General features: G+C 30.9%; 25 protein-coding genes. 8 read left to right on the top strand and 17 right to left on the bottom strand.

Annotated elements, in window-relative coordinates; translation table 11 throughout:
• Positions 1 to 7: 7 nt before the first annotated feature.
• A complete protein-coding gene (locus H1R17_RS07585) occupies positions 8 to 877 on the top strand; it encodes a YitT family protein (RefSeq protein WP_163430129.1) in 870 nt (289 codons plus the stop codon).
• Between the two features lie 38 nt (positions 878 to 915).
• On the opposite strand, the gene H1R17_RS07580 is transcribed toward H1R17_RS07585, so the two are convergent.
• The 5 genes from H1R17_RS07580 to gpmI all read right to left on the bottom strand — a co-directional run bounded on the left by H1R17_RS07580 (position 916) and on the right by gpmI (position 6,341).
• Positions 916 to 1,680 carry a class I SAM-dependent methyltransferase gene (locus H1R17_RS07580; RefSeq protein WP_163430351.1) on the bottom strand — a complete coding sequence of 255 codons (765 nt, stop codon included), beginning with the start codon at positions 1,678 to 1,680 and terminating at the stop codon, positions 916 to 918.
• A gap of 2 nt (positions 1,681 to 1,682) precedes the next feature.
• Positions 1,683 to 2,501: a type I methionyl aminopeptidase gene (gene map / locus H1R17_RS07575; protein WP_163430130.1), complete on the bottom strand. Its 819-nt coding sequence runs from the start codon at positions 2,499 to 2,501 to the stop codon at positions 1,683 to 1,685.
• Between the two features lie 109 nt (positions 2,502 to 2,610).
• A complete protein-coding gene (locus H1R17_RS07570) occupies positions 2,611 to 3,555 on the bottom strand; it encodes a T9SS type A sorting domain-containing protein (RefSeq protein WP_163430131.1) in 945 nt (314 codons plus the stop codon).
• Between the two features lie 142 nt (positions 3,556 to 3,697).
• Positions 3,698 to 4,738 (bottom strand): T9SS type A sorting domain-containing protein, encoded by a 1,041-nt coding sequence (locus H1R17_RS07565; RefSeq protein WP_163430132.1) that lies wholly within the window; start codon positions 4,736 to 4,738, stop codon positions 3,698 to 3,700.
• 85 nt (positions 4,739 to 4,823) lie between these two features.
• Positions 4,824 to 6,341: a 2,3-bisphosphoglycerate-independent phosphoglycerate mutase gene (gpmI, locus tag H1R17_RS07560; RefSeq protein ID WP_163430133.1), complete on the bottom strand. Its 1,518-nt coding sequence runs from the start codon at positions 6,339 to 6,341 to the stop codon at positions 4,824 to 4,826.
• Between the two features lie 176 nt (positions 6,342 to 6,517).
• Between gpmI and H1R17_RS07555 the strand changes: the two genes are divergently transcribed.
• The gene (locus H1R17_RS07555) at positions 6,518 to 7,327 is read left to right on the top strand and encodes a murein L,D-transpeptidase catalytic domain family protein (RefSeq protein WP_240453295.1); all 810 of its coding nucleotides are present in this window, start codon (positions 6,518 to 6,520) and stop codon (positions 7,325 to 7,327) included.
• Here H1R17_RS07555 and H1R17_RS07550 read toward each other — a convergent pair.
• The gene (locus H1R17_RS07550) at positions 7,316 to 8,665 is read right to left on the bottom strand and encodes a L,D-transpeptidase family protein (RefSeq protein ID WP_163430134.1); all 1,350 of its coding nucleotides are present in this window, start codon (positions 8,663 to 8,665) and stop codon (positions 7,316 to 7,318) included. The two genes, H1R17_RS07555 and H1R17_RS07550, sit on opposite strands and share 12 nt — an antisense overlap.
• 12 nt (positions 8,666 to 8,677) lie before the next feature.
• Positions 8,678 to 9,127 (bottom strand): GNAT family N-acetyltransferase, encoded by a 450-nt coding sequence (locus tag H1R17_RS07545; RefSeq protein WP_163430135.1) that lies wholly within the window; start codon positions 9,125 to 9,127, stop codon positions 8,678 to 8,680.
• Between the two features lie 116 nt (positions 9,128 to 9,243).
• On the opposite strand from H1R17_RS07545, the gene H1R17_RS07540 reads away from it, so the two are divergent.
• The 5 genes from H1R17_RS07540 (at position 9,244) to H1R17_RS07520 (ending at position 14,478) form a co-directional block, all read left to right on the top strand.
• Complete coding sequence (locus H1R17_RS07540; RefSeq protein WP_163430136.1) at positions 9,244 to 9,825, top strand: Crp/Fnr family transcriptional regulator; 582 nt, start codon at positions 9,244 to 9,246, stop codon at positions 9,823 to 9,825.
• Between the two features lie 115 nt (positions 9,826 to 9,940).
• On the top strand, positions 9,941 to 10,657 hold the full coding sequence (locus tag H1R17_RS07535; protein ID WP_163430137.1) for a pirin family protein: 717 nt from the start codon (positions 9,941 to 9,943) through the stop codon (positions 10,655 to 10,657).
• Between the two features lie 16 nt (positions 10,658 to 10,673).
• A complete protein-coding gene (locus H1R17_RS07530) occupies positions 10,674 to 11,195 on the top strand; it encodes a YceI family protein (protein ID WP_163430138.1) in 522 nt (173 codons plus the stop codon).
• Positions 11,196 to 11,292: 97 nt separating this feature from the next.
• Positions 11,293 to 13,431, top strand: a complete 2,139-nt coding sequence (locus H1R17_RS07525; protein ID WP_163430139.1) for a M3 family metallopeptidase — start codon at positions 11,293 to 11,295, stop codon at positions 13,429 to 13,431.
• A gap of 33 nt (positions 13,432 to 13,464) precedes the next feature.
• Complete coding sequence (locus tag H1R17_RS07520; RefSeq protein WP_370520199.1) at positions 13,465 to 14,478, top strand: DUF4421 family protein; 1,014 nt, start codon at positions 13,465 to 13,467, stop codon at positions 14,476 to 14,478.
• A gap of 31 nt (positions 14,479 to 14,509) precedes the next feature.
• Here the strand turns inward: H1R17_RS07520 and H1R17_RS07515 are convergent, their stop codons facing one another.
• Positions 14,510 to 15,427, bottom strand: coding sequence for a pseudouridine synthase (locus H1R17_RS07515; RefSeq protein WP_163430141.1), 918 nt, complete (start codon positions 15,425 to 15,427; stop codon positions 14,510 to 14,512).
• A gap of 70 nt (positions 15,428 to 15,497) precedes the next feature.
• Between H1R17_RS07515 and H1R17_RS07510 the strand changes: the two genes are divergently transcribed.
• Positions 15,498 to 15,968, top strand: a complete 471-nt coding sequence (locus H1R17_RS07510; RefSeq protein ID WP_163430142.1) for a hypothetical protein — start codon at positions 15,498 to 15,500, stop codon at positions 15,966 to 15,968.
• A gap of 34 nt (positions 15,969 to 16,002) precedes the next feature.
• Here the strand turns inward: H1R17_RS07510 and H1R17_RS07505 are convergent, their stop codons facing one another.
• The 9 genes from H1R17_RS07505 to H1R17_RS07465 form a co-directional block, all read right to left on the bottom strand.
• A complete protein-coding gene (locus tag H1R17_RS07505; RefSeq protein ID WP_163430143.1) occupies positions 16,003 to 16,932 on the bottom strand; it encodes a geranylgeranylglycerol-phosphate geranylgeranyltransferase in 930 nt (309 codons plus the stop codon).
• A gap of 1 nt (position 16,933) precedes the next feature.
• A complete protein-coding gene (locus H1R17_RS07500) occupies positions 16,934 to 17,872 on the bottom strand; it encodes a mevalonate kinase (RefSeq protein ID WP_163430144.1) in 939 nt (312 codons plus the stop codon).
• A 142-nt stretch (positions 17,873 to 18,014) separates the two neighbouring features.
• On the bottom strand, positions 18,015 to 20,003 hold the full coding sequence (locus H1R17_RS07495; protein ID WP_163430145.1) for a dynamin family protein: 1,989 nt from the start codon (positions 20,001 to 20,003) through the stop codon (positions 18,015 to 18,017).
• Positions 20,004 to 20,009: 6 nt separating this feature from the next.
• A complete protein-coding gene (locus H1R17_RS07490; RefSeq protein ID WP_163430146.1) occupies positions 20,010 to 20,156 on the bottom strand; it encodes a hypothetical protein in 147 nt (48 codons plus the stop codon).
• 90 nt (positions 20,157 to 20,246) lie between these two features.
• Positions 20,247 to 21,767 carry a dynamin family protein gene (locus tag H1R17_RS07485; protein WP_163430147.1) on the bottom strand — a complete coding sequence of 507 codons (1,521 nt, stop codon included), beginning with the start codon at positions 21,765 to 21,767 and terminating at the stop codon, positions 20,247 to 20,249.
• A 1-nt stretch (position 21,768) separates the two neighbouring features.
• Positions 21,769 to 22,164: a hypothetical protein gene (locus tag H1R17_RS07480; protein WP_163430148.1), complete on the bottom strand. Its 396-nt coding sequence runs from the start codon at positions 22,162 to 22,164 to the stop codon at positions 21,769 to 21,771.
• Positions 22,165 to 22,166: 2 nt separating this feature from the next.
• The gene (locus tag H1R17_RS07475) at positions 22,167 to 24,023 is read right to left on the bottom strand and encodes a dynamin family protein (RefSeq protein ID WP_163430149.1); all 1,857 of its coding nucleotides are present in this window, start codon (positions 24,021 to 24,023) and stop codon (positions 22,167 to 22,169) included.
• Between the two features lie 28 nt (positions 24,024 to 24,051).
• Complete coding sequence (locus H1R17_RS07470) at positions 24,052 to 24,279, bottom strand: DUF6140 family protein (protein WP_163430150.1); 228 nt, start codon at positions 24,277 to 24,279, stop codon at positions 24,052 to 24,054.
• Between the two features lie 170 nt (positions 24,280 to 24,449).
• Positions 24,450 to 24,821 carry a hypothetical protein gene (locus H1R17_RS07465; RefSeq protein WP_163430151.1) on the bottom strand — a complete coding sequence of 124 codons (372 nt, stop codon included), beginning with the start codon at positions 24,819 to 24,821 and terminating at the stop codon, positions 24,450 to 24,452.
• Between the last annotated feature and the right edge of the window lie 91 nt (positions 24,822 to 24,912).

Raw genomic sequence — 24,912 nt, 5'->3', positions numbered from 1 at the left:
AACAACAATGAAAAAAATACTATTTAAAGAAAGTTTCAAAGATTACCTTTTTATGTTAATCGGAATCTTGTGTATTGCTTTTGCACTTAAAAGTTTATTAATGCCTAACAAATTTTTTGATGGTGGTGTAACAGGTATAGCCTTACTTTTATACAAAAAATACCACATAAATATAGCCTTAATTTTCATTGCTTTAAACATTCCGTTTTTACTTTTAGGAGGCAAATTAATAAACAAATCGTTTGCCATAAAATCAATTATTGGCGTCATTATTTTAGGTTTGTGTTTACAGTTTATACCTTTTCCCGAAGTAAGTCACGACAAATTAATTGTATCTGTTTTTGGCGGATTCTTTATAGGCTTAGGTGTTGGCTTTGGTATGAAAAGCGGTATTGCTTTAGACGGAATTGAAGTTTTGGCGGTTTATACAGGTAAAAAAGTAGGCTTTTCAATGAGTGAAATCATTTTAGGGATTAACATCTTAATTTTTCTTATTGCAGGGATTTTCTTTGGATTAGAAGCAGCTTTTTATTCGATGTTAACTTATTTTGTGGCATCAAAAACAATTGATTATGTAGTAGAAGGTTTTGAAGAATTTACGGGCGTTACCATTATTTCATCTAAAAGTGAAGAAGTAAAACAGTTTTTAGTTTTACAAATGGGCAAAGGAATTACAGTTTATAAAGGTGAACGTGGTTTTATGAAAGATAGTTTTGAAGTTAGTACTGAAACCGATATTGTGTACACCGTTGTTACCCGATTAGAAGTTAGAAAGCTAAAAAGTGCCATTCATGAAATTGATGAAAAAGCATTTATTTTTTCGAGTTCTATTAAAGAAACGGCTGGTGGAATTTTAAAGAAAAAACACGCACATTAAAATAAAAAAACTCCGATTGTTCAGCAATCGGAGTTTTTTTATTTATAACAAACAGGAATAATTTCTCCTTTTGCTAAACAATATTTCTCTATTTCTTCTGAAGTAAAATGAGTGGTATAATCAACCTCATCAACCTTAAAACCAATACTTCTTAGTTTATCAAAATAATCACGACCATAAACACGAACGTGATCATATTGACCAAATATTTTAGCTCGTTCTGCTTTATCTGTAATGGAATTATCCTCAAAAGTAACCGCTCTGTTTAAATCTTGAGGAATCTGCAAAACAGCCATTCCTCCTGGTTTTAAAACGCGATACAACTCTTGCATTGCCCTAGTATCATCAGGTATATGCTCTAAAACGTGATTACATAAAATAACATCATAGCAATCATTTTCAAACGGAAGATTACAAATATCAGCTTTTACATCAGCCAATGGCGATTCTAAATCGGTTGTAGTATAATCTAAATTGGCTTGCTTTTTAAATCGCTTATAAAATGCTTGTTCAGGAGCAAAATGCAATACTTTTAAAGGCTTTTTAAAAAAATCGGTTTCATTTTGCAAATACAACCAAAGCAATCTGTGACGTTCTAACGATAAAGTACTAGGTGAAAGCACATTGTTTCTTTGCGTACCATAACCATAAGGCAAAAAGGTTCTAAACGATTTTCCATCAATAGGATCGGTAAAAGCAATTCCTTTTAAAGCGAATTCTAAAACGGGTTTAACAAAATAACTCGCCCTAATTAATATGGGGCGAGGTATGGTATTTAATATCGTTTTAAAAACTTGTTTAATCATTATAAAACCAAAGGTTGTTGACGAAATTCATCTTCTTCATTAGATTGAATGCCTAAAGCTTGATAAATATAAGCAAAAGTTGATAACAACTCTGGTTTTCCATCAACCAAGGCAACATCGTGTTCAAAATGAGCAGATGGTTTTCCATCGCGCGTAACAATCGTCCAGCCATCTTTTAGCTGTTTTATGTTTTTGGTTCCCATATTCACCATTGGCTCAATAGCAACTGTCATACCTTCTGCAAACATTTTTCCACGACCTTTTTTACCATAATTAGGCATTTCAGGTCCTTCGTGCATTTTTTTTCCTAAACCATGACCTACCAACTCACGCACAATAGAATACCCATGATTCTCAGCATATTTTTGAATAGCAGAACCTACATCTTCTACTCTATTTCCTGCTTTAAACTCACGAATGCCAACATATAACGATTCTTTAGTTACCTGAAGTAACTTTTTGGTTTCTTCGGCAACAGTTCCTACTTCAAAAGTATAACAATGGTCGCCATAATATTCATTCACAATAGCACCTAAATCGCAAGAAACCACATCGCCATCCTCTAACGGACGATTGGTTGGTAAACCGTGCACAATTTGCTCGTTAACCGAAGTTAACAAAGTTGCAGGACAACCATACAAACCTAAAAATCCTGGTGTGCCACCATGATCACGAATATATTGTTCTGCCAATTTATCTAAATGTAATGTAGTAACACCTGGTTTAATCTCTGTAGCTAACATACCTAAAGTTTTAGAAACCAATAATGCAGCAGAGCGCATAATTTCAATTTCTTCTCTAGTTTTAATTACAATCATTTCTTTAAAATTTTGTGATGCAAATTTACGAATTTTTACACCAACCTTACTTTATTATATAAAAAAAGCTCGAAATTACTTTCGAGCTTTTAAAACTATATGTTTTTAATTATTTTTTAATGAATTTTTTAGCAACAGTAATACCATCTGATTTTACATTTAACAAATAAACACCACTTGATAAACCAGAAACATCTAACTGTGCTTGGTTTGTGCCTGAAATATTGAAAGTTTTAACTGTTCTACCATTTAAATCAGTAACATGTACACTTTGAATATTTTTATCAACTAACGTTACATTAAGAACATCTGTACTTGGATTTGGATAGAATGAAAAATCATTAATTTCAAAACTTTTATTACTTGATGTAGTTAAGTCAGTTACAACAATATTATCAAGGTAACCTGAACCTCCCCAATTGTCATGAACAAAACGTAAGTGTTTAAACTGCTCATTTGCTGTTATAGTACCTGTAAATTCAAGATTATTATTCAAATAATACTTCATTTGAGTTCCGTCAATTTCGATTTTTATATTATACCATTGATTTCCCGCCCACGTTTTCCCCGCTACTTGCTCTGCTGTTTCTACTCCTGTATTATCTAAAGTAGTCACCAACATATCTCCTGTATAATCAAAGATAAATTGTGCTAAAAAATTTGTACTACCTCCTAGTGCAAATAAAAAAGCAGACTCATCTGTTCCAGATACATAATCAAAATTAATATCTGCTGAAACAGAATAATGAGTAGAATTCAAAGCTGTAGGAAAATTATAATAAGCGCCCATTATTAATTGTTGTTGTGGAGCATAAGTAAGATCCTCAGCAATTTTTAAAGATTGTGTACCATGATTAGCCTTGGCAGCAGATATTTCTTGATTCGCAATAAATACTCCTGCTCCTGCTCCTGTAACTGTCCACCCATTTTGACCATTAACATTACCTAAAGTAAATCCTTCTGATGATTCAAAAGATATTGTCTGCATTTGAGCTGATAAGCTATTAAAATTTAAAAATCCTAAAATAGCTAATAAAGATAATTTTTTATTCATAAAATTTATTTTTTAAAGTTTTAACTAAAATAAACATAAAAAAATACTTTTCAAAATAAAAAAAACACTTTGCTTCAACTCAATTCTTTAAAATAAAAAAAGCTCGAAATTACTTTCGAGCCTTTATCAAAATACTTTACAATTATTTTTTGATAATTTTTTTAGTTGCTGTTCCTTCTTTAGTTGAAACATTCAAAATATAAACTCCTGCATTTAAATCTGAAACATTTAATTGAATTTCGGCTTGTTGGCTGTAATTGTTTGTTTTAACAATTCTTCCATTAATGTCTGTTACAGTAATTTTATCAATACCTATACTCTCAGTATTTGTAATAGTTATTACATCTGTAGCTGGGTTAGGATACACATTAAATTTAGTTGATACAATATCATTTACAGTTGCAGTTGTAGTATTCACTGCAGAAACAAGATAGTTATCATATTTAATAGTTGAAGCTGCTGCATTATTTGCACCAGCAATAGCAACAAAAGAAATATCTGCTGGAGCCTCACTAGCCACAGAAACCAAATCAAAAGTTCCATTAATATTTTTAGCAGGAATTTGCCAAGTAGCTTTGCTTGTAGAAAAATCCACAAAGAAAGTAACCTTGTACCAAGTATTAGCATCTAAAACTAACCCTCCTGTTGCTAAATTAATATTATATAAACCAGCACCTGAACCACCTTGCGGGTTTGCATATGCTAAACCGTGTAACATTCTAGTTTCAGGTACGTACGTAAAACCTCCAATTGTTCTATTAGCAGACGAAACAGACATTCTGTGCGTTGCTTTACTAGTAGTTGCAGCCCCGGTATAAAATTCATATTCAACTTTTAAAATATTATTACCTGTTGCTTTAGTGTTCCACATAGCATTATCAAATCCAATTTTACTAGCTAACCTGTAGTTACCAGGCTGCCCTGTAGCAGCAGGAGGTTGATTTGTACTTTCGATTGTAAAAACATTTCCTCGTCCCGTTTCAGCTACAAATTGAAAGTTACTATTAGAACCTCCAGCAGGTACAAGTGTATACCAATCCCCCTGACCAGGTGTTGCCCCAGTAAGATCTGTACCTACATTACCTACAGTATAAGAATCAAAATTATCTGATAATAATTGTTGCGCATTTGCACTAATTGTTGCAACACACACAAATGCTGCAGAAAGTAAAAGTTTTTTCATAATTTATTATTTATTAAATTGTTGTATTAAATTTTGAGATAAATATACTTCTTTTTTTTATATACTAATAAAAATAACAAAAAAATTATATTAAATTTTTACCGGTCATTACATTTGGTTGGTTTACTCCTATTAATTTTAAAACAGTGGGTGCAATATCTCCTAAAACACCGTTGTTAATTTGCTTTATCTCTTTATCAATTAAAATAACAGGTACAGGATTGGTTGTATGAGCTGTATTAGGGCTACCATCTTCATTATACATAGTTTCACAATTACCGTGATCTGCTAAAATAATCACAGAATAATCATTTGCAATTGCAGCTTCTACTACTTGTTGGGTGCAAATATCTACTGTTTCACACGCTTTAATGGCTGCTTCCATACTTCCTGTATGCCCTACCATATCTCCGTTTGCAAAATTTATCACAATAAAATCGGCTTCCTTTTTATTTAATTCTGGTATTAAAGCATCTTTTAAATCGTAAGCACTCATTTCGGGTTTTAAATCGTAGGTTGCTACTTTTGGCGATGGACATAAAATACGAGACTCACCTACAAAAGGTTCTTCTCTTCCTCCTGAAAAGAAAAAAGTTACATGTGGATATTTCTCAGTTTCTGCCATGCGAATTTGTTTTTTCCCAGCAGCTTCCAAAACTTCACCTAATGTATTGGTAATATTATCCTTATTATAAACTACATGAACGTTTTCATAATTATCATCGTAATTAGTTAACGTTACATAATATAAACCAAGTTTTTCCATACCAAACTCAGGCATATTCACTTGTGATAAAACTTCGGTTAATTGTCTTCCTCTATCGGTTCTAAAATTAAAAAACACAACCACATCACCTTCTTTTATTGTTGCTATAGGTTGATTTTCAATATCAACCATTACAATTGGCTCAATAAATTCATCAGTAACCTCTTTAATATAACTATCGGTAATACTTAAAACTGCGTTATGTGATGGCATTCCAATACCTTTTACCAATAAATCGTAAGCTTTTTTAACTCGTTCCCAACGTTTATCACGATCCATAGCATAATATCGACCAATAACCGAGGCTAATTTTACATGAGAACCTTCAATATGTTTCACCAAATTGTTTACATGATCAACGCCTGATTTTGGATCCACATCTCGTCCATCAGTAAACGCATGCACAAAAACATTCTCTAAATTGTATTTCTTTGTTGCATCTAACAATCCAAATAAATGATTAATATGAGAATGCACGCCACCATCAGACAACAAGCCTAGAAAATGGACGGCTTTGTTGTTCACTTTTGCATAATTAAAAGCTTCTTGTAAAACAGGTTCTGCACTTAATGTTTGGTTTTGAACAGCTAAATTAATCTTAGCTAAATCTTGATAAACAATTCTACCAGCACCTAAATTCATATGCCCTACTTCAGAATTTCCCATTTGTCCTTCAGGTAATCCTACATTTAAACCATCGGTTCTTAATTGCGCGTGCGGATATTTAGTATATAAACTATCAATAAATGGTGTATTTGCTTGATCAATTGCGGATACTTTAGGGTCAGGAGAGTTTCCCCAACCATCTAAAATCATTAATAAAACTTTCTTATTCATATCATTAAAAATGGAGTTCAAATTTAATCATACATATTTAGAAAACAGCCTTATTTTTTAACATTTTATTAAAAACAAATGTTAAAAATGACTACTTTACATGAAATTGGCAACTTCTTTGTAATAAAGTTGTTATATTTACGTTAGAGAATTAAAAACTTAATATATAAGAACGGATGAATTTTAAATTATTGCCTATTATGATGGTGGGTTTATTGTCTTTTAAACCGATGACAATTAGCGACACAAACGGAGACAACAATGGAAATGGAAACGGTAAAAAAGTTACAGTTATTACAAAATCGTCAACACTTAAATCTAAAGAGATTGCTGCTGTAACTACTAAAAATTTAAAATCGAATACAGAAAGTAACTTAAGTACGTTTGATAAGTTGGTTTTATCGGAATACTTAGATTTAAATGAAAAAAACTTTGACAAGCCCGAAATTGAAAGTTTTAAAGCGGCTTTTAAAGGTTATTACAAATTAAAGGAGGAAGGTAAAATTAAAAAAGACATCCTTACCATCATAGATTTTACCAAATCGTCTACAGAGCGTAGAATGTGGGTAATTGACATGAACAAACACGAAATTCTTCATCAAACAGTGGTTTCACATGGAAGAAATAGTGGAAAAGAATTTGCGAATGATTTTTCTAACACACCAGAATCATTCAAAAGCAGTTTAGGTTTTTATGCTACTGCTGAAACATATTCTGGTCAACACGGATTATCATTACGCTTAGATGGTTTAGAAAGTGGTATTAACAGCAACGCACGCGCACGCGATATTGTTATTCATGCGGCTGATTATGCAAACGAAGCAATGGGTAAAAACCAAGGATATTTAGGTAGAAGCTTAGGTTGCCCAGCTTTACCAATTGAGGTGGCTCATAAAATAATCAACCTAATTAAAGATGAAAGTTGTTTGTTTATTTACCACGCAGATAAAAAAGATTATCTTTCTAAATCTAAATTATTGAATTAATCGTTTATACAATTTAGAATCTAAAGAGTAAACGTCGTTAAGAATATGTATGTTATTAGTTGAATCAATTACAGCTGTAAGATACACTTGATGAACGTTTACTTTTTTATTTAATTTAATATTTTTAGTTACTTCTTTTACAACTAAAGTATCAATTTTATCACGTTTCATTTCAATTCCTTCTAAACCCAAAATGGTTTCGGCTAAATCAAACGGATATTCTACACGTACGCAGCCCGAACTTAACGCACGATTGCTTTCTACAAAACGAGAACGATTATTGGTATCATGTAAATACACCATATGTTTATTAGGAAAATCGAACTTAATTTGCCCTAACGAATTTAACCTACCCGTTTTTTGTACATATCGATATGATCCGTAATTTGCAGGATTCCAATTGTCAGGACTTACTTCTTTTCCTGTTTTTTTATCAAAAATTGTCAATCTATTTGATGCAAAATAACCACGATTTGCCGATGCTTTAGGAACCAAATCGTTTTTAAGAATAGTAGGTGGAACGGTCCATTTAGGATTAATGATAATTCCGTTAAAAGCCGAAGAAAGTATAGGTGTTTTACGACTGTTTTTTCCTATAATAACTTTATGCGTTTTAATAATTTCATCATTTTGAACCACTTGTAATTGGTATTCTGGTAAGTTTATCCACACATAATTTTCGCCTAAATTGGGCTGTAACCATTTAGTACGTTCAAAATTTACCCAAACCTTTTTCTGCATATATCCTTTAGAAGTAACCGTATCTTTTACTGATGTCATAGGTACATATTTCTCAAAAGCCTTTTTGTACATGGCGTACAATCTACCTTTAGGCTTGGTATCTTCTAGATTTTTATAAAGTGCTTTTTCTTCTAACGATTTTTGCAACAACGCTACAAAATCAACATCGGCAATATAAGGTTCCCAATCGCCATACAACTTTTTAGGATTCACTTTTCCTGATGATAATTGATTGGCTATTTTAAAAAAAACATCGCTAAACTCTAAATCAACTGATTTTACTTCGTAAGGAGATAAAAGATTGTAATTTTTATGTGCTTTTATCAATTTTTTTACCGGATATTTCTCTATATAAACACCATCATATTGACTATCAATTATAGCCGAAATCAATTCACTACGATTAATACTATCTTGCCAAACTGTTTTAAAATCGCCTTTGGTATAAAAATCAATCACACTAGTTTTAGCTCCAAAAAACTGTTGTTTTTCTATTCTAAAAACGCGCTCAGCATTACTTAAATTCTGCTTTTTATCTGAGTTTGTACAAGCCGCCAACAACATAACCCCAAAAACAACAATCTTCTTCAAATTCATTTTTCCTAACAACTATTCTTCTTTCGGTACAAATTTAAACATAATTCTATGAGAACCAATCTTAGGAAGAATAACTTCTTGCACGTTTAATTGGTAACCGTTACGTTTATAAAAAGAGATTGCAGTAGTGCGGGCAAAACACCAAATCATAACACTGCCTTTTCTTGATATATTTTCCTCTGCAAAATGCAATAATCTACTACCAATGTGGTGTTTTTGATGATTTTCTAAAACAGACAACCCCGTTAATCTATAAACAGGATGTACTTTAAATGTATCGGTTTTTTTTAGCATCATAGTAGCAACCCCAACCAATTCATTATTTAAAAAAGCGCCAAAATGCTTAGTTCCTTCATCTAAATCGCCTTCAAAATGACACGTTTCAATAGGTAAATCTTTACGTAATACAGTATGACGAATTTGAATAACTTCCTCTATTTTTATTTGTTTAAACGATAACATGCTTTCTATTTATTTTTTAAACAATATACTTATTTTCTACATTTAAACATCTATAAACAAGTACTTTTTATCTATTAAAAATAATGCTAACTTTACATTTTACATATTCTTTATAAATGAAAAATCTTTTATTTCAAAATATAGCTAAACATGTACAGTTAACCAGCCAAGAAGAGGCTATAATTGAACAATATTGCACGCAAGAAAGTTACAAAGCAAAAACGGTTTTAATTAAACCTGGCGATGAAGCTCATTTTACATATTTTGTTTTAAAAGGTATTTTACGTAGTTACACAGTTGATGATAATGGTAATGCACACATTTTAAGTTTTGCGGTGCCAGGTTGGTGGGTAACGGACATGTACAGTTTCTTAACACAAAAAAAAGCCATTATGTATATTGATGTAATGGAAGATTGTGATGTGTTTATATTACACAAAAGCGATATTGAAATATTGTACGAAAAAGTACCTAAACTTGAACGCTTTTTTAGAATTCTTACAGAAAACAACTTAATTGCCAATCAGCAACGTGTTTTAGACAAAATGGCTTTAACGGCTGAAGAACGCTATGAAAAGTTCTCTAAAAAGTACCCTGATATTATAAATTGCTTGCCGCAAAAGTACATTGCATCTTATATTGGAGTAACGCCAGAGTTTTTTAGTAAAATGAAAAGCAAATTCTTAAGAAAAAAATAACACAAACAGCTTAGTAAACATTTCTAAGCTGTTTTTTTATTTCTTAATTTAGATTAACGTTGAATAAACAAAAGCTACATAACTTTGTAATATAAAATTAGAAAAAGATAAAATTATGGCAAAATATATTATTGATACAGCAAATTCTAGAGGACATGCAGATCACGGTTGGTTAAAATCATATCACACCTTTTCGTTTGCAGGATATCAAAACCCAGAACGTATTCATTTTGGAGCTTTACGTGTTTTAAACGATGATTATGTAGCGGCAGGAATGGGTTTTGGAAAACATCCGCATGAAAACATGGAAATAGTTTCCATTCCATTAGAAGGAAAATTAAGTCATGAAGACAGTACGGGCTCTAAAGGAGTTATCGAAAAAGGTGAAATTCAGTTTATGAGTGCAGGTACAGGTGTTGTACACAGCGAAATGAACGGAAGTAGTACAGAAGCAGTAAAGTTTCTTCAGATCTGGATCATTCCTAATAAAATAAACATTACCCCACGTTACGGACAAATGACGTACGAAGTTAACAACAACGAGGTAAAAACGCTGATACAACCAGAAACGCAAGAAGGCACTTTACGTTTGCAACAAAATGCTTGGTTTAAACTAGCTAAGTATGATGCTAACAAGGAGTTTTCATTAGAAGTTGAAGATCCTAAAAACAACGGAATTTATATATTTCTTTTAAATGGATCGATAGAAGTTGATGGCAAAAAATTAGAAACACGCGATGCAATCGGTGTTTGGGAAACCGATAAAGTAAATATTAAAACAAACGATAACAGTGAATTTCTTATCATAGAAGTTCCAATGAATTTAAACTAATTAAAAAAAATTGAAAATGAAAAAATGGAACATTGATCCAACGCACAGCGAAATTGGATTTAAAGTAAAGCACATGATGTTTACAAACGTAAAAGGTAATTTTAATGATTATTCTGCAAACATCGATTTTAACGAAGATTTAAAAGATGCTAATTTAGAGTTTGAAGCTAAAGTAAATTCTATCTTCACAAACAATGCTGATAGAGATAACCATTTAAAAAGCGCAGACTTTTTTGATGTAGAGCAATTTCCTACATTAAACTTTAAATCTACAGAAATTAAAGGTCAAGGCAACGAGTATGAAATTTCAGGTGATTTAACCATTAAAGGTGTTACAAAACCTATTAAATTAAATGCAGAATTCAGTGGTTTAATGACCGATCCTTGGGGTAACACTAAAGTTGGTTTAAACCTTGATGGTAAAATTAATCGTAAAGATTTTGGCTTAACATACAACGCAGCTTTAGAAACGGGTGGTGTTTTAGTAGGCGAAGACATTAAATTAAATGCTGAAATTCAGCTAGTAGAACAAAAATAATCAGTTAATTATAATTGTTTTTGTAAAGTACAATCTTTCAACAGATTGTACTTTTTTTATGCCTTAAGATTTAGTAAATTGCGAAAAATTAAACCATATGAACCGCAAAACCCTTTTAATTTTAACTACAATATTGGGTATTACTACTCAGTCTTGTAAAAAAGAAAATACTGCCATGATTTCTGGAAATGAAAACCCTTTAATTGCCGAGTGGAATACTCCTTTTGAAGTTCCTCCTTTCGATAAAATAAAAAACGAAGATTTTAAACCTGCTATTTTAGAAGGTATTAAAGATCATGAAAAAGATATTAAAGCTATTGTTGATGCAAAAGATGCGCCTACGTTTGAAAATGTTATTGTAGCATTAGATAATTCTGGCGATGTTTTAAGCAAAGTTACTACGGTACTTTATAATTTAACAAGTGCAAACACCAACGATACTTTACAAAAGTTAGCTCAGGAAATGGCACCTACTTTATCAGAGCACAACGATAATATTTATTTAAACGATGCTTTGTTTAAAAAAGTAAAAGCCGTGTATGATCAGTATCAAATTGCCAAACCTGAAACCTTACAATTAACAACAGAGCAGCAAATGCTTTTAAATGAAACATACAAACGTTTTGTAAGAAGCGGCGCTAACTTATCACAAGAAAACAAAGAAAAATTAAAAAAATACAACAGTGAATTATCCGTTCTTTCATTAAAATATGGTGATAATTTATTGAACGAAACAAACAATTACGAATTAGTAATTGATAATAAAGAAAATTTAGCAGGCTTACCGCAAGAGTTAATTGATGCAGCTTCTGCCGATGCAAAAGCAAAAGGTAAAGATGGTAAATGGGTATTTACTTTAAGCAATTCAAGCGTAATGCCTTTTTTACAATATGCCAGCAATAGAAAACTACGCGAAACGATGTTAAACGCGTACCAAATGCGTGGCAACCAAAACAATGGTAATGACAACAAAGAAATCACTTTAAAACTTGTTAATTTACGCATGCTAAAAGCACAATTGTTGGGTTATAAAAACCATGCCGAGTATGTGTTAGAAGAAAGTATGGCTAAAAACCCAGATGCGGTAAACAACATTTTAATGAAATTGTGGACACCAGCATTAGAAAAGGCTAAAAAAGAAGCAACCGATATTCAAGAAATGATGCGCAAAGAAGGCATTAATGAAGATGTTACTCCTGCAGATTGGCGTTATTACACAGAGAAAATTCGTAAAGAGCGTTACAATTTAGATGAACAAGAGCTAAAACCTTACTTTAGCTTAGAAAATGTACGTAAAGGTATTTTTGATGTAACCAATAAACTTTGGGGATTAACCTATAAAGAATTAAAAAACGTTCCTAAATATCATGAAGATGTAACGGTTTGGGAAGTTTTTGATGCCAACAAAAAAACCTTAGGTTTGTTGTATATGGATATGCATCCGCGTGCATCAAAACGTGGTGGCGCTTGGATGACCTCTTTCCGCGATCAACAAATGGAAAACGGCAAACGCAAAGTTCCTGTAATTTCTATTGTATGTAATTTCACAAAACCTACAGCTACCACTCCATCGTTATTAACTTTTGATGAAACCACAACCTTTTTCCATGAATTTGGTCATGCGTTACACGGTTTGTTATCAAACGTAAACTATAAAAGCTTAGCAGGTACTAATGTTCCAAGAGATTTTGTAGAACTTCCATCGCAAGTAATGGAAAACTGGGCGGCAGAACCAGAAGTTTTAAAAATGTATGCAAAACATTATAAAACAGGTGAAGTAATTCCGGATACATTAATCGAAAAAATGAAAGCGGCAGGTACTTTTGATCAAGGTTTTGCAACGACTGAATACTTAGCTGCCTCTTTATTAGATATGCAATACCACACCGCTACAACTGAAATTAAAGACGATATTAATACATTTGAATTGAATGCCATGAAAAAAGTAGGCTTAATTGATGCTATTATACCTCGTTACCGTTCTACTTATTTCAGTCATATTTTTGCAGGCGGATATTCTGCTGGATATTACAGCTACATTTGGAGTGCTGTTTTAGATACAGATGCGTTCCAAGCCTTTAAAGAAACATCGTTATTCAACCCAGAAAAAGCGAAATTGTTCCGTGAAAATGTATTAGAAAAAGGCGGAACCGAAGATCCTGCGGTTTTATACAGAAAATTCCGCGGAGCTGATCCTAAAATTGAACCATTGCTGAAAAAACGTGGTTTAAATTAATAAATCTAAAATCCCAATCAAATTGATTGGGATTTGTTTATCAATATCAATTGTAATAATCGTTTGAAAACATTGGCTTTTTTCCTGCTTTTTTCTTTGTGCTTTTTAAAATCATCAGCACAAATTGATAGTACTTATATAGGAAAATCTAAAAAAATGTATGGCACTAAACTTTATTTTACAAAAGAAAGCTTAACCTTAAATTATACAACCAAAGAACTTAACAATCGGGCTTTTGAACCTAACAAACCTGCAAGTATTGGTCTTGGTTTTTTATGGAAAAATTCAGAATTAAGTTATAGTCAAAGTTTTAATTTTTTAGGCGATCGATCTAGAAGAAGATCCAAAACCTTTGATTTTAAATACAATTATTATGGGGAACGTTTTCTTGTAGATGTGTATTTACAGAAATACAAGTCCTTTTACCTACTTAATGAAAACACAAAAAGTTACGAAGCATTTCCCGATTTACAACTTGGTTTATATGGTGTTTCTGCACATTATGTTTTTAATCACAAAAAATATTCGTTTGCAGCAACCAACTCTTTCAATAAAATTCAATTGAAATCGGCAGGTAGTTTTTTACTAGGAGCCAATATTTTCTATTCAAAAACCAAGAATATTCCTTCTTTTTATTCAGATATTAAAGATTACGATAAACGTTTGGTAAGTTTTGGACCTACCATTGGGTATGGTTATAACTTTGTTTTTTTTAGACATTATTTTACAGGAATATCTGCATTGGTTGGAGTTAACGGAAATTTTGAAAAAAATCTTTTAACTAACGATTCAAAATTTATTTTAACTCCTCAAATACAAAGTAAATTTTCTTTAGGATATTCTGATAATAATTGGACAATTGCCATGGCTACACCTATAAATGCTTTGTTTATGAATTATTCTGATGCGCAACAATCAAATTTATTGAACACCAAAATAATGATTACTGCTACAAAACGTTTTAATTTAAAGAAAGAAATTCCATTTTTAAAGAAAGATTTAACCGATTACTTAATAGATCTCACCAAAAAAAGATATCATCAATAACAAAAAAGCGTTTCAAATTGAAACGCTTTTTTTATTTTAAATTCTTTAAGTTGATTACCTCTTGCTCTGTTAAGAAACGCCAGTTACCACGAGTTACGCCCCATTTGGTTAACCCCGCAAACATTACTCTATCTAACTTAATAACGTTGTAATTTAATTTTTCAAAAACCATACGAACCATTTTTACGTTAGATGATTTTAGTTTAATACCAATTTCACTTTTAGGTTGATTTTCTACATACGAAACTTCTTCTACCCAAACTTTATGATCGTTTACATAAACACCTGCTTGAATTTTCTCTAAATCCTCGTACTTCAAGTTTTTATCTAAAGAAACGTGGTACAATTTAGAAGAATGCTGTGCTGCATTGGTAAATTTCTGAATCATATCGTTATCATTGGTATACAAAACCAAACCAACTGTGGTTTTATCCATACGCCCAACCGGTTTTAAATACGAGGTAGAAGCATTGCGAACCAATTCATAAGCATTTGATAATTCTTCGTCTTCAGAAGCACTAAATCCTTTTGGTTTGTTTAATAAAACGTATACTTTTTTCTCAGGATTTAATAACACACCATCAAAAACAACTTTATCTTTAGGTTTTACTTTATAACCCATTTCTGTAATCACCTCACCGTTTACAGTAACATTACCCGATTGAATATACAAATCGGCATCACGGCGCGAACATACTCCAGAATTGGCAATATATTTATTTAAACGAATGGTATCATCTTTCAAAACAGCAGGCTTATCGGCTTTTACAGGCTTATCCCATTTTTTAAAAGGCTTGTTATCTTCCTTTTTAAATGGTTTATTTTCATCCTTTTTAAAAGGCTTGTTCGTTTTATAGCCTCCTGGTCTGTTTCTATCGTTCGTACCTCCTTTTGAAAAAGATGACTTTTTATTATTTCTGTTGCTGTTATTTCCGCCTCGCGTGTTCATTTCAAAAAAATTTCTACAAAGATAAGAGAATATTTAGCATCTTTACATTACAATTAAAATTTGACTTGCTATGTTAAAAAATAAATGGACTGTTTTAGTACTTATACAAGTAATTATCAGTTTGGTATCGGGTATTTTACTATCAAAAATGTCGTTAATTGGCAGAATTGGTGTTTCTACCGTTTATACCGAATATGGTTTTATGAAACATTGGTACAAAGGTTTTGCTACTGTTTTAGCCATTCAGTTATTGTTGATTGCTATTTTATGGATTGTAAAACGCATCACATCGTACAAAAACTTTAGTTTGGTTAATTTAATTTTAATCATTTTAGGATTGCTTGGGCTGATTTATACTTTTTACGATTTTACTCAAACCAGTCATAAATACATGAACAGTCAGTTTCATGCAGGTGGCTATTTATTTTGGGCGGGATGGTTTATTACGTGTTTGTACTTTTTCTTTGCAAGGGTAAAACCAAAACCAATCACTATTGAAAACACACCAAAAGAGACGATTGAAACTACATCGAACTTATAAAAGAAAATCCTGAATCAAAACGATTCAGGATTTTTTATAAATAAGGAGTTACTAATTTTTTTCCATTGATGATCACATTCGGATCAATCAACACAATAGAAAGTACTCCTAATATAATAATGAGTTTTAGTAGAATGTGCAGTTTTTTAAAATCGGTTTGCGTTTGTGCATCAAACAAAAAAATCACAAAAGCCAGCAACAAGCCGCTACTTACATAAAAATAATACTGCATATACCCTACTTCGTAATACCAAATTAACAAATAAGCAGGTACTAAAGTAAGTAAGGTTAAAAAACTAATGATGTATTTAGATGTTTTTGCGCCAAAACGCACAGGTACCGTTTGATAATTGTTTGCAAAATCGCCTTTAATGTTTTCCAAATCTTTCACAAACTCACGAATCAGTAAAATTAAATACAAGTAAAAAGCGTGCGCAAAAATACCCCAGCTAAAATTAGCAAAGTGCATTAAAATTCCAAAGAAAGGCAACAAAACCAACAATGATGCGGTAATGTTTCCTACAATAGGATAGTTCTTTTTTATTTTATGTGAATAAAACCAAAGCAAGAAAATATACACCGCGTAAAAAGCAACTGCCCGCCACGATACTAACCAAGCCAAACAGGCACTGGTAAAGTTTAAGGCAAAATAGGTACGCAACTGTGTGTTTTTACTTACTAATTTATCTAATTGCGATTTGTTGGGTCGGTTTATTAAATCTTTCTCTGTATCATAAAAATTATTAATGATGTAGCCTGATGCAATAGCCAAAGCACTACTTAAAATAATTAAGAACAGATTAAAATCTTTTAAAACAGTAATGGCCCTCAAATGAGAGCCAAATATGAATATTGCCGAAAAATATTGTGCTAAAATAACAACAATAATGTTGTACCCACGAATTACCGAAAAGAAACTAAATATTTTTAATAATGTTCTTTTAAGCTGTCGCGATGTTGCCATTTTAAAACTTATAAACCAATTCTAATTTGTAATCTTTTAATGCTTCTTTAGCCTTTTCATAATCAGGTGCAAAACCTAAAATATAACCTCCGCCACCAGAACCGCACAATTTTAAGTAATAATCGTTGGTATCAATTCCTTGTTGCCAAACATTGTGAAATTTTTCTGGAATCATTGGTTTAAAATGACTTAAAGCTATTTTAGATAACTCTTTTGTATTGGTATAAAGCGTTTTAAAATCGCCTTTTAAGAAATTCTCAACAGCAGCATCGGTGTATTTAGCAAACTGCGATTTCATCATATTGCGGAAACCTTCGTTTTTTAAATTATCCATAAAAATGCTTACCATTGGAGCTGTTTCGCCTACTATTTCAGAATCAATCAAGAAAACGGCACCTTGCCCCTCTTCTTTCTGAGAAGGAATTCCTGTTGGCTCGATATGATCTTTAGAATTGATTAAAATAGGTAAACTTAAATATGAGTTTAACGGATCTAAACCTGATGAAGTACCGTGAAAAAACGATTCCATTCTTCCAAAAATCTTTTTCAAGGTTAATAACTTCTCACGATTTAAATTCTCTAAAACCGTAATTTTATTGCTGGCATATTTATCGTAAATAGCCGCCACCAAAGCACCGCTACTACCTACTCCGTATCCTTGTGGAATGCTAGAATCAAAGTACATACCTGCATCAACATCGGTATTTAAAGCGTCTAAATCAAACTGTACCAATTCAGGTTCGTTTAAGGTTAGTTCGTTTAAATAGGTAGCAAAAGCTTTTAAACTTTTGTTTGATTTTTGTGCAATTTCACTCGGATTTTCATCAATTTTTAATGCTCCGTTGTAAAAATTATACGGAATAGCCAATCCTTTAGAATCTTTGATGATTCCGTATTCGCCAAACAATAAGATTTTCGAGTAAAATAATGGCCCTTTCATAGCTGTGATTTTAAGACAAATGTACTAATTTATTTAATAGGATATACGGCTGTGTTAAATTAATTGTGTGAGTGTATAATGTGATGAATAGGTTTTATTTATAAAATAAAAAAACCGCAAGCGAAGGGCTTGCGGTTGGGGTTTAAAATATAGATTCTAAAACTTTCATTTCCTCTATTTGCATCTTAATATTATTCTCATTTATATTAATTGCTTCTAGCTTAGCTTCTAAATCTTTAATCTGTAACTCTTTGTTATCTTTGTTTTGAACAAGTTTTTCTATTTTTTCAACTATTATTTCTATGAAATCATCGCTAAACTTCTTTTTGATATTAAACTTTAGATTAACAATAAACTCTATAATCCCTTGTCTCAGAATGTCCAAGTTAAAAGACTCAAAATAATCATCTAATAATCTTTTAATACTTTCCTTAATAAAAAACATTTCCTGAAACCAATTATTAACATCTTTATCAGAGGGTATTATTAGATCATCGTAACTTATATCTATGATTTTTTTTTGAAAATAGATTTTAAAATGTTTTAAATAATCATTATAATCAAAATCTTCTAAATTTTCTTCGACAGCATCTTCTATTTCTTGAATAAAATAATTAATCTCACGCTGTAAATTAGCTTTTAATTTATTGTTCCTTTCATTAAATTTTATTTTAAGTTTAATTTTAAATAAGTTTAATTTATGATCAAATTCATCTACTAGATTTGGATTATAAGCCCATTTTTCATCAATTGCACTTTTAATTTCTCTTTTATTTATAACTAGAAACTCCTCTAATTCATCAATTAAATTTTCTATCTCTTTTTCTACCAATTCATCTATTTCAATTTCTAATATGTTTAATTTTCTATCTATTCTTTTTTTAGCTTTTTTTGTTTTATTTAAAAGCTCATCTAGATCTGTATCTGGTTTATTAAGAATAACCAGTTCGTTAGTAAATTGTGTCTTATTTTTTATCAACTTTTCTAAAAGATCTTCACCAATTTGTTTTATTAAATTAATTGGTTTTTGAATGAGAATTTCTTCTTTAGATTTTGTAATGATTTCATGAATTGCTTCTTCAAATACTGGCATTAAACTTTTTTCGTACATCTGAGCCTGAGTACTGATTTCAAAATTATCTAATGCTTTTTTGTAATAGAAATCCAAATCTTTGTCTTGGCCTATTTTGGCTAAGTCCATTTTAGACATCAATGCCATATTTGCAGAAATCAATAAAGGGTCTTGATCTTTTACTAATGTTGCGATTGAGTTATTACTATGTTCTTCACATGCTTTTAAAAGTTGTTCTTTAACGTTTGCTACCATTTCCGTTTCGGTTTCACCTTGTGCATAGTTGATATCGTATTTATTAACACCTACTAACAATTTACCAACACCCACTGAACGCACTTTATTAAAAATAATATCTTTATCGGTAGCATCAAAAGCTCTTCCTGCGTAAAGTAACATTATTACAACATCGGCTTTTTTCAAAAAATCTTTTGTGCGTTCTTCACGAGAAACTACGGGATCATTAAAACCCGGTGTATCAACAATCTCTACACCTTTTAAATCTTCCATTGGATATTCTATACGTACCGATTTCGTAATAGCAATGTATTTTCCATCAGCACCAACATATTCAATCAGGTTTTCAAAAACATCGTTTTTTTTTGTACCCAACAATAGTGGCAATTCATTTTCTATTATAACTGATTTTGCAATAATTTCTTTAGCCACTTTTATCTTAGATAGTTGGTTGTTATCACCTTCGTAACTTGATTCGTCTAATGATGCGGATTGTTTCAGTTCTGCCCATTCTTGTGAAGTATAAAATTCGGCTTCTAATTTTTTTTCTTCTCCATAGGTCAATACAGAAAGAGATGCTGTCATTGGGGTTGTTGCCGCAGGTAAAACCTCATCTTTAAAAATCAAAGCATTTAAAAAAGTAGATTTTCCAGCTTTCATTTGTCCAATAACTCCAATAACCAATTTATCGTTTTCTATTTTAAAAATAAATTCATCAAATTGTTCTTTGGTTATCCATTGATTATGCAATGCCTTTTGTGCGTATTTTTTAAAATTCATACGCTTATCTTGTATGTCTTTAAGAAAATTATGTTCGTTCATTATATTTTAATTTAAAAGATTGGGATTATAGTCTTTGATTAACTTTTCAAATTCTTTTTTTACTTTATGAAGTTCCGCTAATTGATACTTATTTTCTGCAATGTCATTGTCATTTTTAATTTTATCTTCTATATCATCTGAATAAAATCCCACTTGTTCATTTATTTGAGATGATAGGTCTATTATCCCTCTTATTTTTTCAATGAATCCTTCATAATCTGAGTCAGCAATTTTATAAGTTCCTCAAAAATTTATTTTAACCAATCTTTCTATTGTATCTGCTGAAGAAGATATTTCATTTTTAATAAAATTAAAATTATCATCTCTTATATCAATCGTATCATCAATTTCTTTTCTTTCTTTTCTTAAATCATTTTTTTCTTTTTCTTTCTTTTTAATCCAAGAATTCAATTCATCGAGAATATAACGCATAAGTGGCGGTTGTTCTTCAATTTGAATTTCGTTAATGTATTTCATTAAAACTTCGACTTTTTCGTCTTTATGAAAACTGATAATATCTTTGAATTGAATATCATTATCAAATGCAGTTTTTTTGATATGTTCTTTCATTTTTTCAATATCATCGGGACTCTTACCATCAGTTTTATTGATAATAAAATACAAAGGCACTCCATTCAAATGGTCTTTCATTACTTTGATAGAAGTTTGGTTAAGGTCTCCGGCATTGATATCGATAACCCAAAAAAGAGCGTGCGCTTCTTTTACAACATCGGTTGTTCTTTTAATGATTTCATCACTGTTTGAGCCAAAACCAGGGGTGTCTAAAATACTTATATTGTCTAAATGTTTGTTGTTGTATGACAATACAAAGTATTTTATTAAATGTGAAACATTTACCTTATCTAATACCGATTTGGTAACCATTTCAAAAGTCTCCTTTTTGATGGTTCTTAAATCTCCATCTGGTGAATAAAATTGACAGTTAAAGTCTTTTGATTTAGAAATATAGGTGGGAATGGCTGTGGTTTCTTTACTACTTGTTGGTAATAAAAGTGCGTCAGGATCATCTTGTGAAAGGATTCGATTTACAATAGAAGTTTTTCCAGCTGAAAATTCCCCTACAATAGCAACTACTTTTTTATTTTTAATCCACGTCTTTTTTTCGGTATTTCGCCAGTCCCAAGCATAATATCCTAAATTTTCAGCTTCATCTGTGTGATTTTTAAGACAATCATAAACTGAATTACTGATAAATGAGTATATCTCCCAAGTTTTACGATCTAATTCTTCCATATCTTTATCAGAAGCATTGTTCGCATTTAAAATACTATTGACAAAGGTTAAAGACTTATTATCCTTTTCAGCTTCTCTTACTTTCGTGGCTAATTTTATAGACAAGTCTTCTTTTGTTGTTAATAATTCACGATTCTCTTTTTCAATGTTGTTAAGATTTTCTTCTATTTCGTTTTTTTCAGAGCGAATTTTTTTATTTTTAGCTTCTAAATCATCTATACTATCTTCCATGTCCTCAATTTCATCTTTTAACTTATTAATTTCCTTTAATAAGTCATTAGAATTAGAAGAAGTATCTCCTGATGATTGAATTGTTTTTAAAAGTGATTCATTATCAGCTAGTTTTTTCAGAAGTTTTTGTTTTTCGTTTTCTAAAGTATAAATACTTGATTTTAAAAAACTTACTTCTTGATTATCTGTAGTTGTAACTGAATTATCTTTCGGTTTAGATTTTATAAAAAAAACCATACATGCTCCTATAATTAAACCAACTACAATTGCTATAATCATATTACTTTCCATTTTCTAACTGCTTCTTTAATTCTACAATTTCTTCTTTTCTTGCATTGTATAACATTTCGTATTCATTCAATTCGCATTTCAACTTTTCAATTTCCTTAGCTAAATTTGAATTTGTTTTTTTTAATTTATTCACTTCTAGTTCAAAATCATCGATTTGATCTTCTGAAGAATCTCTTTCAGTTCGCAGTTTTTTTAAATCTGTTTTTGTTTTTTCTAACTCATTAGATGTATCTGAAAGCTCTTCTTTCAGTTTTCTGTTTTGATTAGTAAGAGTATCAATTTCACTATTGTTATTAGTGTTTGTGGCTATAGTACTTTTATTTTGCATATAATATGTTACAGCAGCTCCTGCAACTAAACCTATTCCTAAATATATCATACTCATAATTATTGATTTAAAAGAGTTAAATGATTTTTATAACTTTCGATTTTTGCTTTAAATAATTCGTTGTCTTTTGTAAACAACTCTTTCATTTCTTCTAATTTATTTTCAAAATGACCAATAGTTAATTGTGCTTCATTATTTAAGTTGTTTTGAATATCTTGTAATAAATTATTTGTAATTTGTTTTAAATTAGCTTTAAACTCAGGAAGTAAACTATCTTCTAAATAGTTACTAATCATTTTTCTTCTCTGTGGCTTTCCTAAAACGGAATCGCCTACTTTTCCAACAATGTTTTCAACAAAACCTTGATTTTGATTTGGTGCTACCATCTGTCCAACTTGAGAATTGTAATGATTAACCTCATTCATTCCTTTTTTAAAATTTTCAGAATGTTGTTTAATATTTACAAGACTCGTCATTATTTTTCTATTCTTTCTATTAGACGCAATACTTGCAATATCAGTTGCAGTATCAGCAACACTTGCTACTGTACCAGCTGTACCGATAGCCTTAGCAGCGCCAGCAACAGCACTACCTCCTGCAACAGCAGGAGCAGCTGCCGAAGCTAAACCTGCAGTTGCGACAACAGCACCAATAGCTGCTACCACTTTTATTCCACTAGAAATATTTTTAATTTGCTCTTGACCAGCCGAAGATAAATCTATATCGTAAGACAACGGATTCATTTTTATTTGATCAACATTGATACTTTCTAATGATCGTAAAGGAATACCAAGCTCTGTGTTTTTTCTTTCATTTGCTAAAATGTACAATTTCTTTCTAACTTCATTCTGATAATCACTCATCATTAAATTACAAGTACTATTAATTGCGCTTATAGCTTGTTGATCAGCATCAATTGTGTTTTTAGAAATAATACTATCTAATTTATCCGAAACTACTCTTGAGAAACCTTTAACAATTTCATATTCAATTTCCTCAACTTCAGACCTTGAATCCGAAATTAATCTATTTACAGCATTCAATAGTTTTTCCAACTGCCTTTGTTGTTGTTTTAATTGGGTCTCTATTGATGAGTCTGAAGTTGTATTTTCAATAAGACTTTTAATATGATCTTGTAGATATTCTCTTGTTTTATTTAATCTAAAAGAAAGAACATTGTTAACAATTTCATTTTTACTTTTCTGGATATTTTCAATCAATGAATAAAACTCAGTCAATTCATTTTTTGTAGATGAAATTGCAATCATTCGATCTATAGGAATGTTGATATTTCTAGAAATATAATTTTTCACTTCTTCAATTTCATCAGAAGTTTTTGTATCCGTCTTGGTAATTACTAAATACAAAGGAAGATGGGCTAAATTATTGAACTTAATAAACTCTAACAATGAATTAGTAATTTGCTGATTTACGTCAATACACAAAATTAAGGCATCTGCATTTGGCAAATAGCTACTCAACACTTCCAAATGTTTAGGGTCATTTGATGACAATCCAGGAGTATCTACTAATACTATATTTTTATCAACATTATTTCCTTTATCAAAAATGCGAACACGTTCTACTTCTTCTAAATTAGCATTCTTGATTGTTGAAACATCTTCAATTTCTATAACTTCAGCATTTGATTTAAATAGCTGAGCTCCTTCGTTTTCATTCCCAAATAAAATTTCATAAATCACAGCTGTAGTTGGTTTTGAAGATGTTTCCAACTTTTTACCTTCTGTAATAGCGTTTATCAGCGTTGTTTTTCCTGAACTAAATTCTCCAACAATAGGAATAATAATCTCTGAATTAGTATTACTAAATCTATCTTTAATCACTTGTAATTCAAGAGTAATATCAGAAAGACCTAAGTCCTCTGCTATAGTTTTAAGTATATTCGTATCTCTCATATTTTATAAAATTTAAAAATTAATATTATTATCCAATTTTTTCAACATGCACCATACCAGAATGTAAAGCAAAATTTGCTTTTAAATCAATACCAAAAACGCGTAAGAAAGCATTATTAATAGCTTCGGTTCCTGGCCCGTTTCCATCCCAAGGAAAAACGCCAATGTAGCTGTATTGTAAGGTCATGCCTTTTTCTAAAATGTTACCGTCTGGTAAACGTTCGGTTCTTGTAATAGTTGCTTTAAATAGTGCCATCGTTTTTTGTTTTAAGTTAATTCGTGTTATTACTTGTTAATATTCCGTTCTTGTATTTCTACGAAATTCAATGCTTTTTCAGGAAAACCTGCAGAGTAGTAAAAATATACGAATGGGTATTAGGTAGCAACTACTTTTGGGTGAATGCCTTGTTTTTTTGAGTAAATGCCTTAAACAAACAACAATTGGTTAATTTCTTGATACAAGGGAGAGGAAACATCTTGTGTATCTAAAACTTTTTGGAAGTAATAATGTGCTTTTGGGGTATTGTTAAGAGCTAAATAGCAATTGGCTTTTTGAAAATAACTTGCTATTAACCAACTTTCATTGGCTTTATGGTGTAGAATACGCTCGATATTAAAATCAAGTACTGCCAATGCTTGGGTATGTTTGTCTAAGAAATATAAAACGGTGGCATACACATCATTAAACTCAATGTTTTGATGGTGTTGCGGATGTTGTAATATAAGATGCTCTGCTAATAAAAAAGCTTCTTGATGTACTAACTCGTTTAGTGTTTGTATTATAATTTCGACATTCATATAAAAAAACAAATAAAGCCCTTGCCACAAAAAGTAACTGAAAGTGCACAAACAAATAGGTTTTTATAATGTTTTAAGGGCTTTGTTTCGT

The sequence above is a fragment of the Flavobacterium sp. xlx-214 genome (assembly GCF_013874595.1).
Classification (GTDB): domain Bacteria; phylum Bacteroidota; class Bacteroidia; order Flavobacteriales; family Flavobacteriaceae; genus Flavobacterium.
This window is presented reverse-complemented; position numbering and strand designations above follow the sequence as displayed.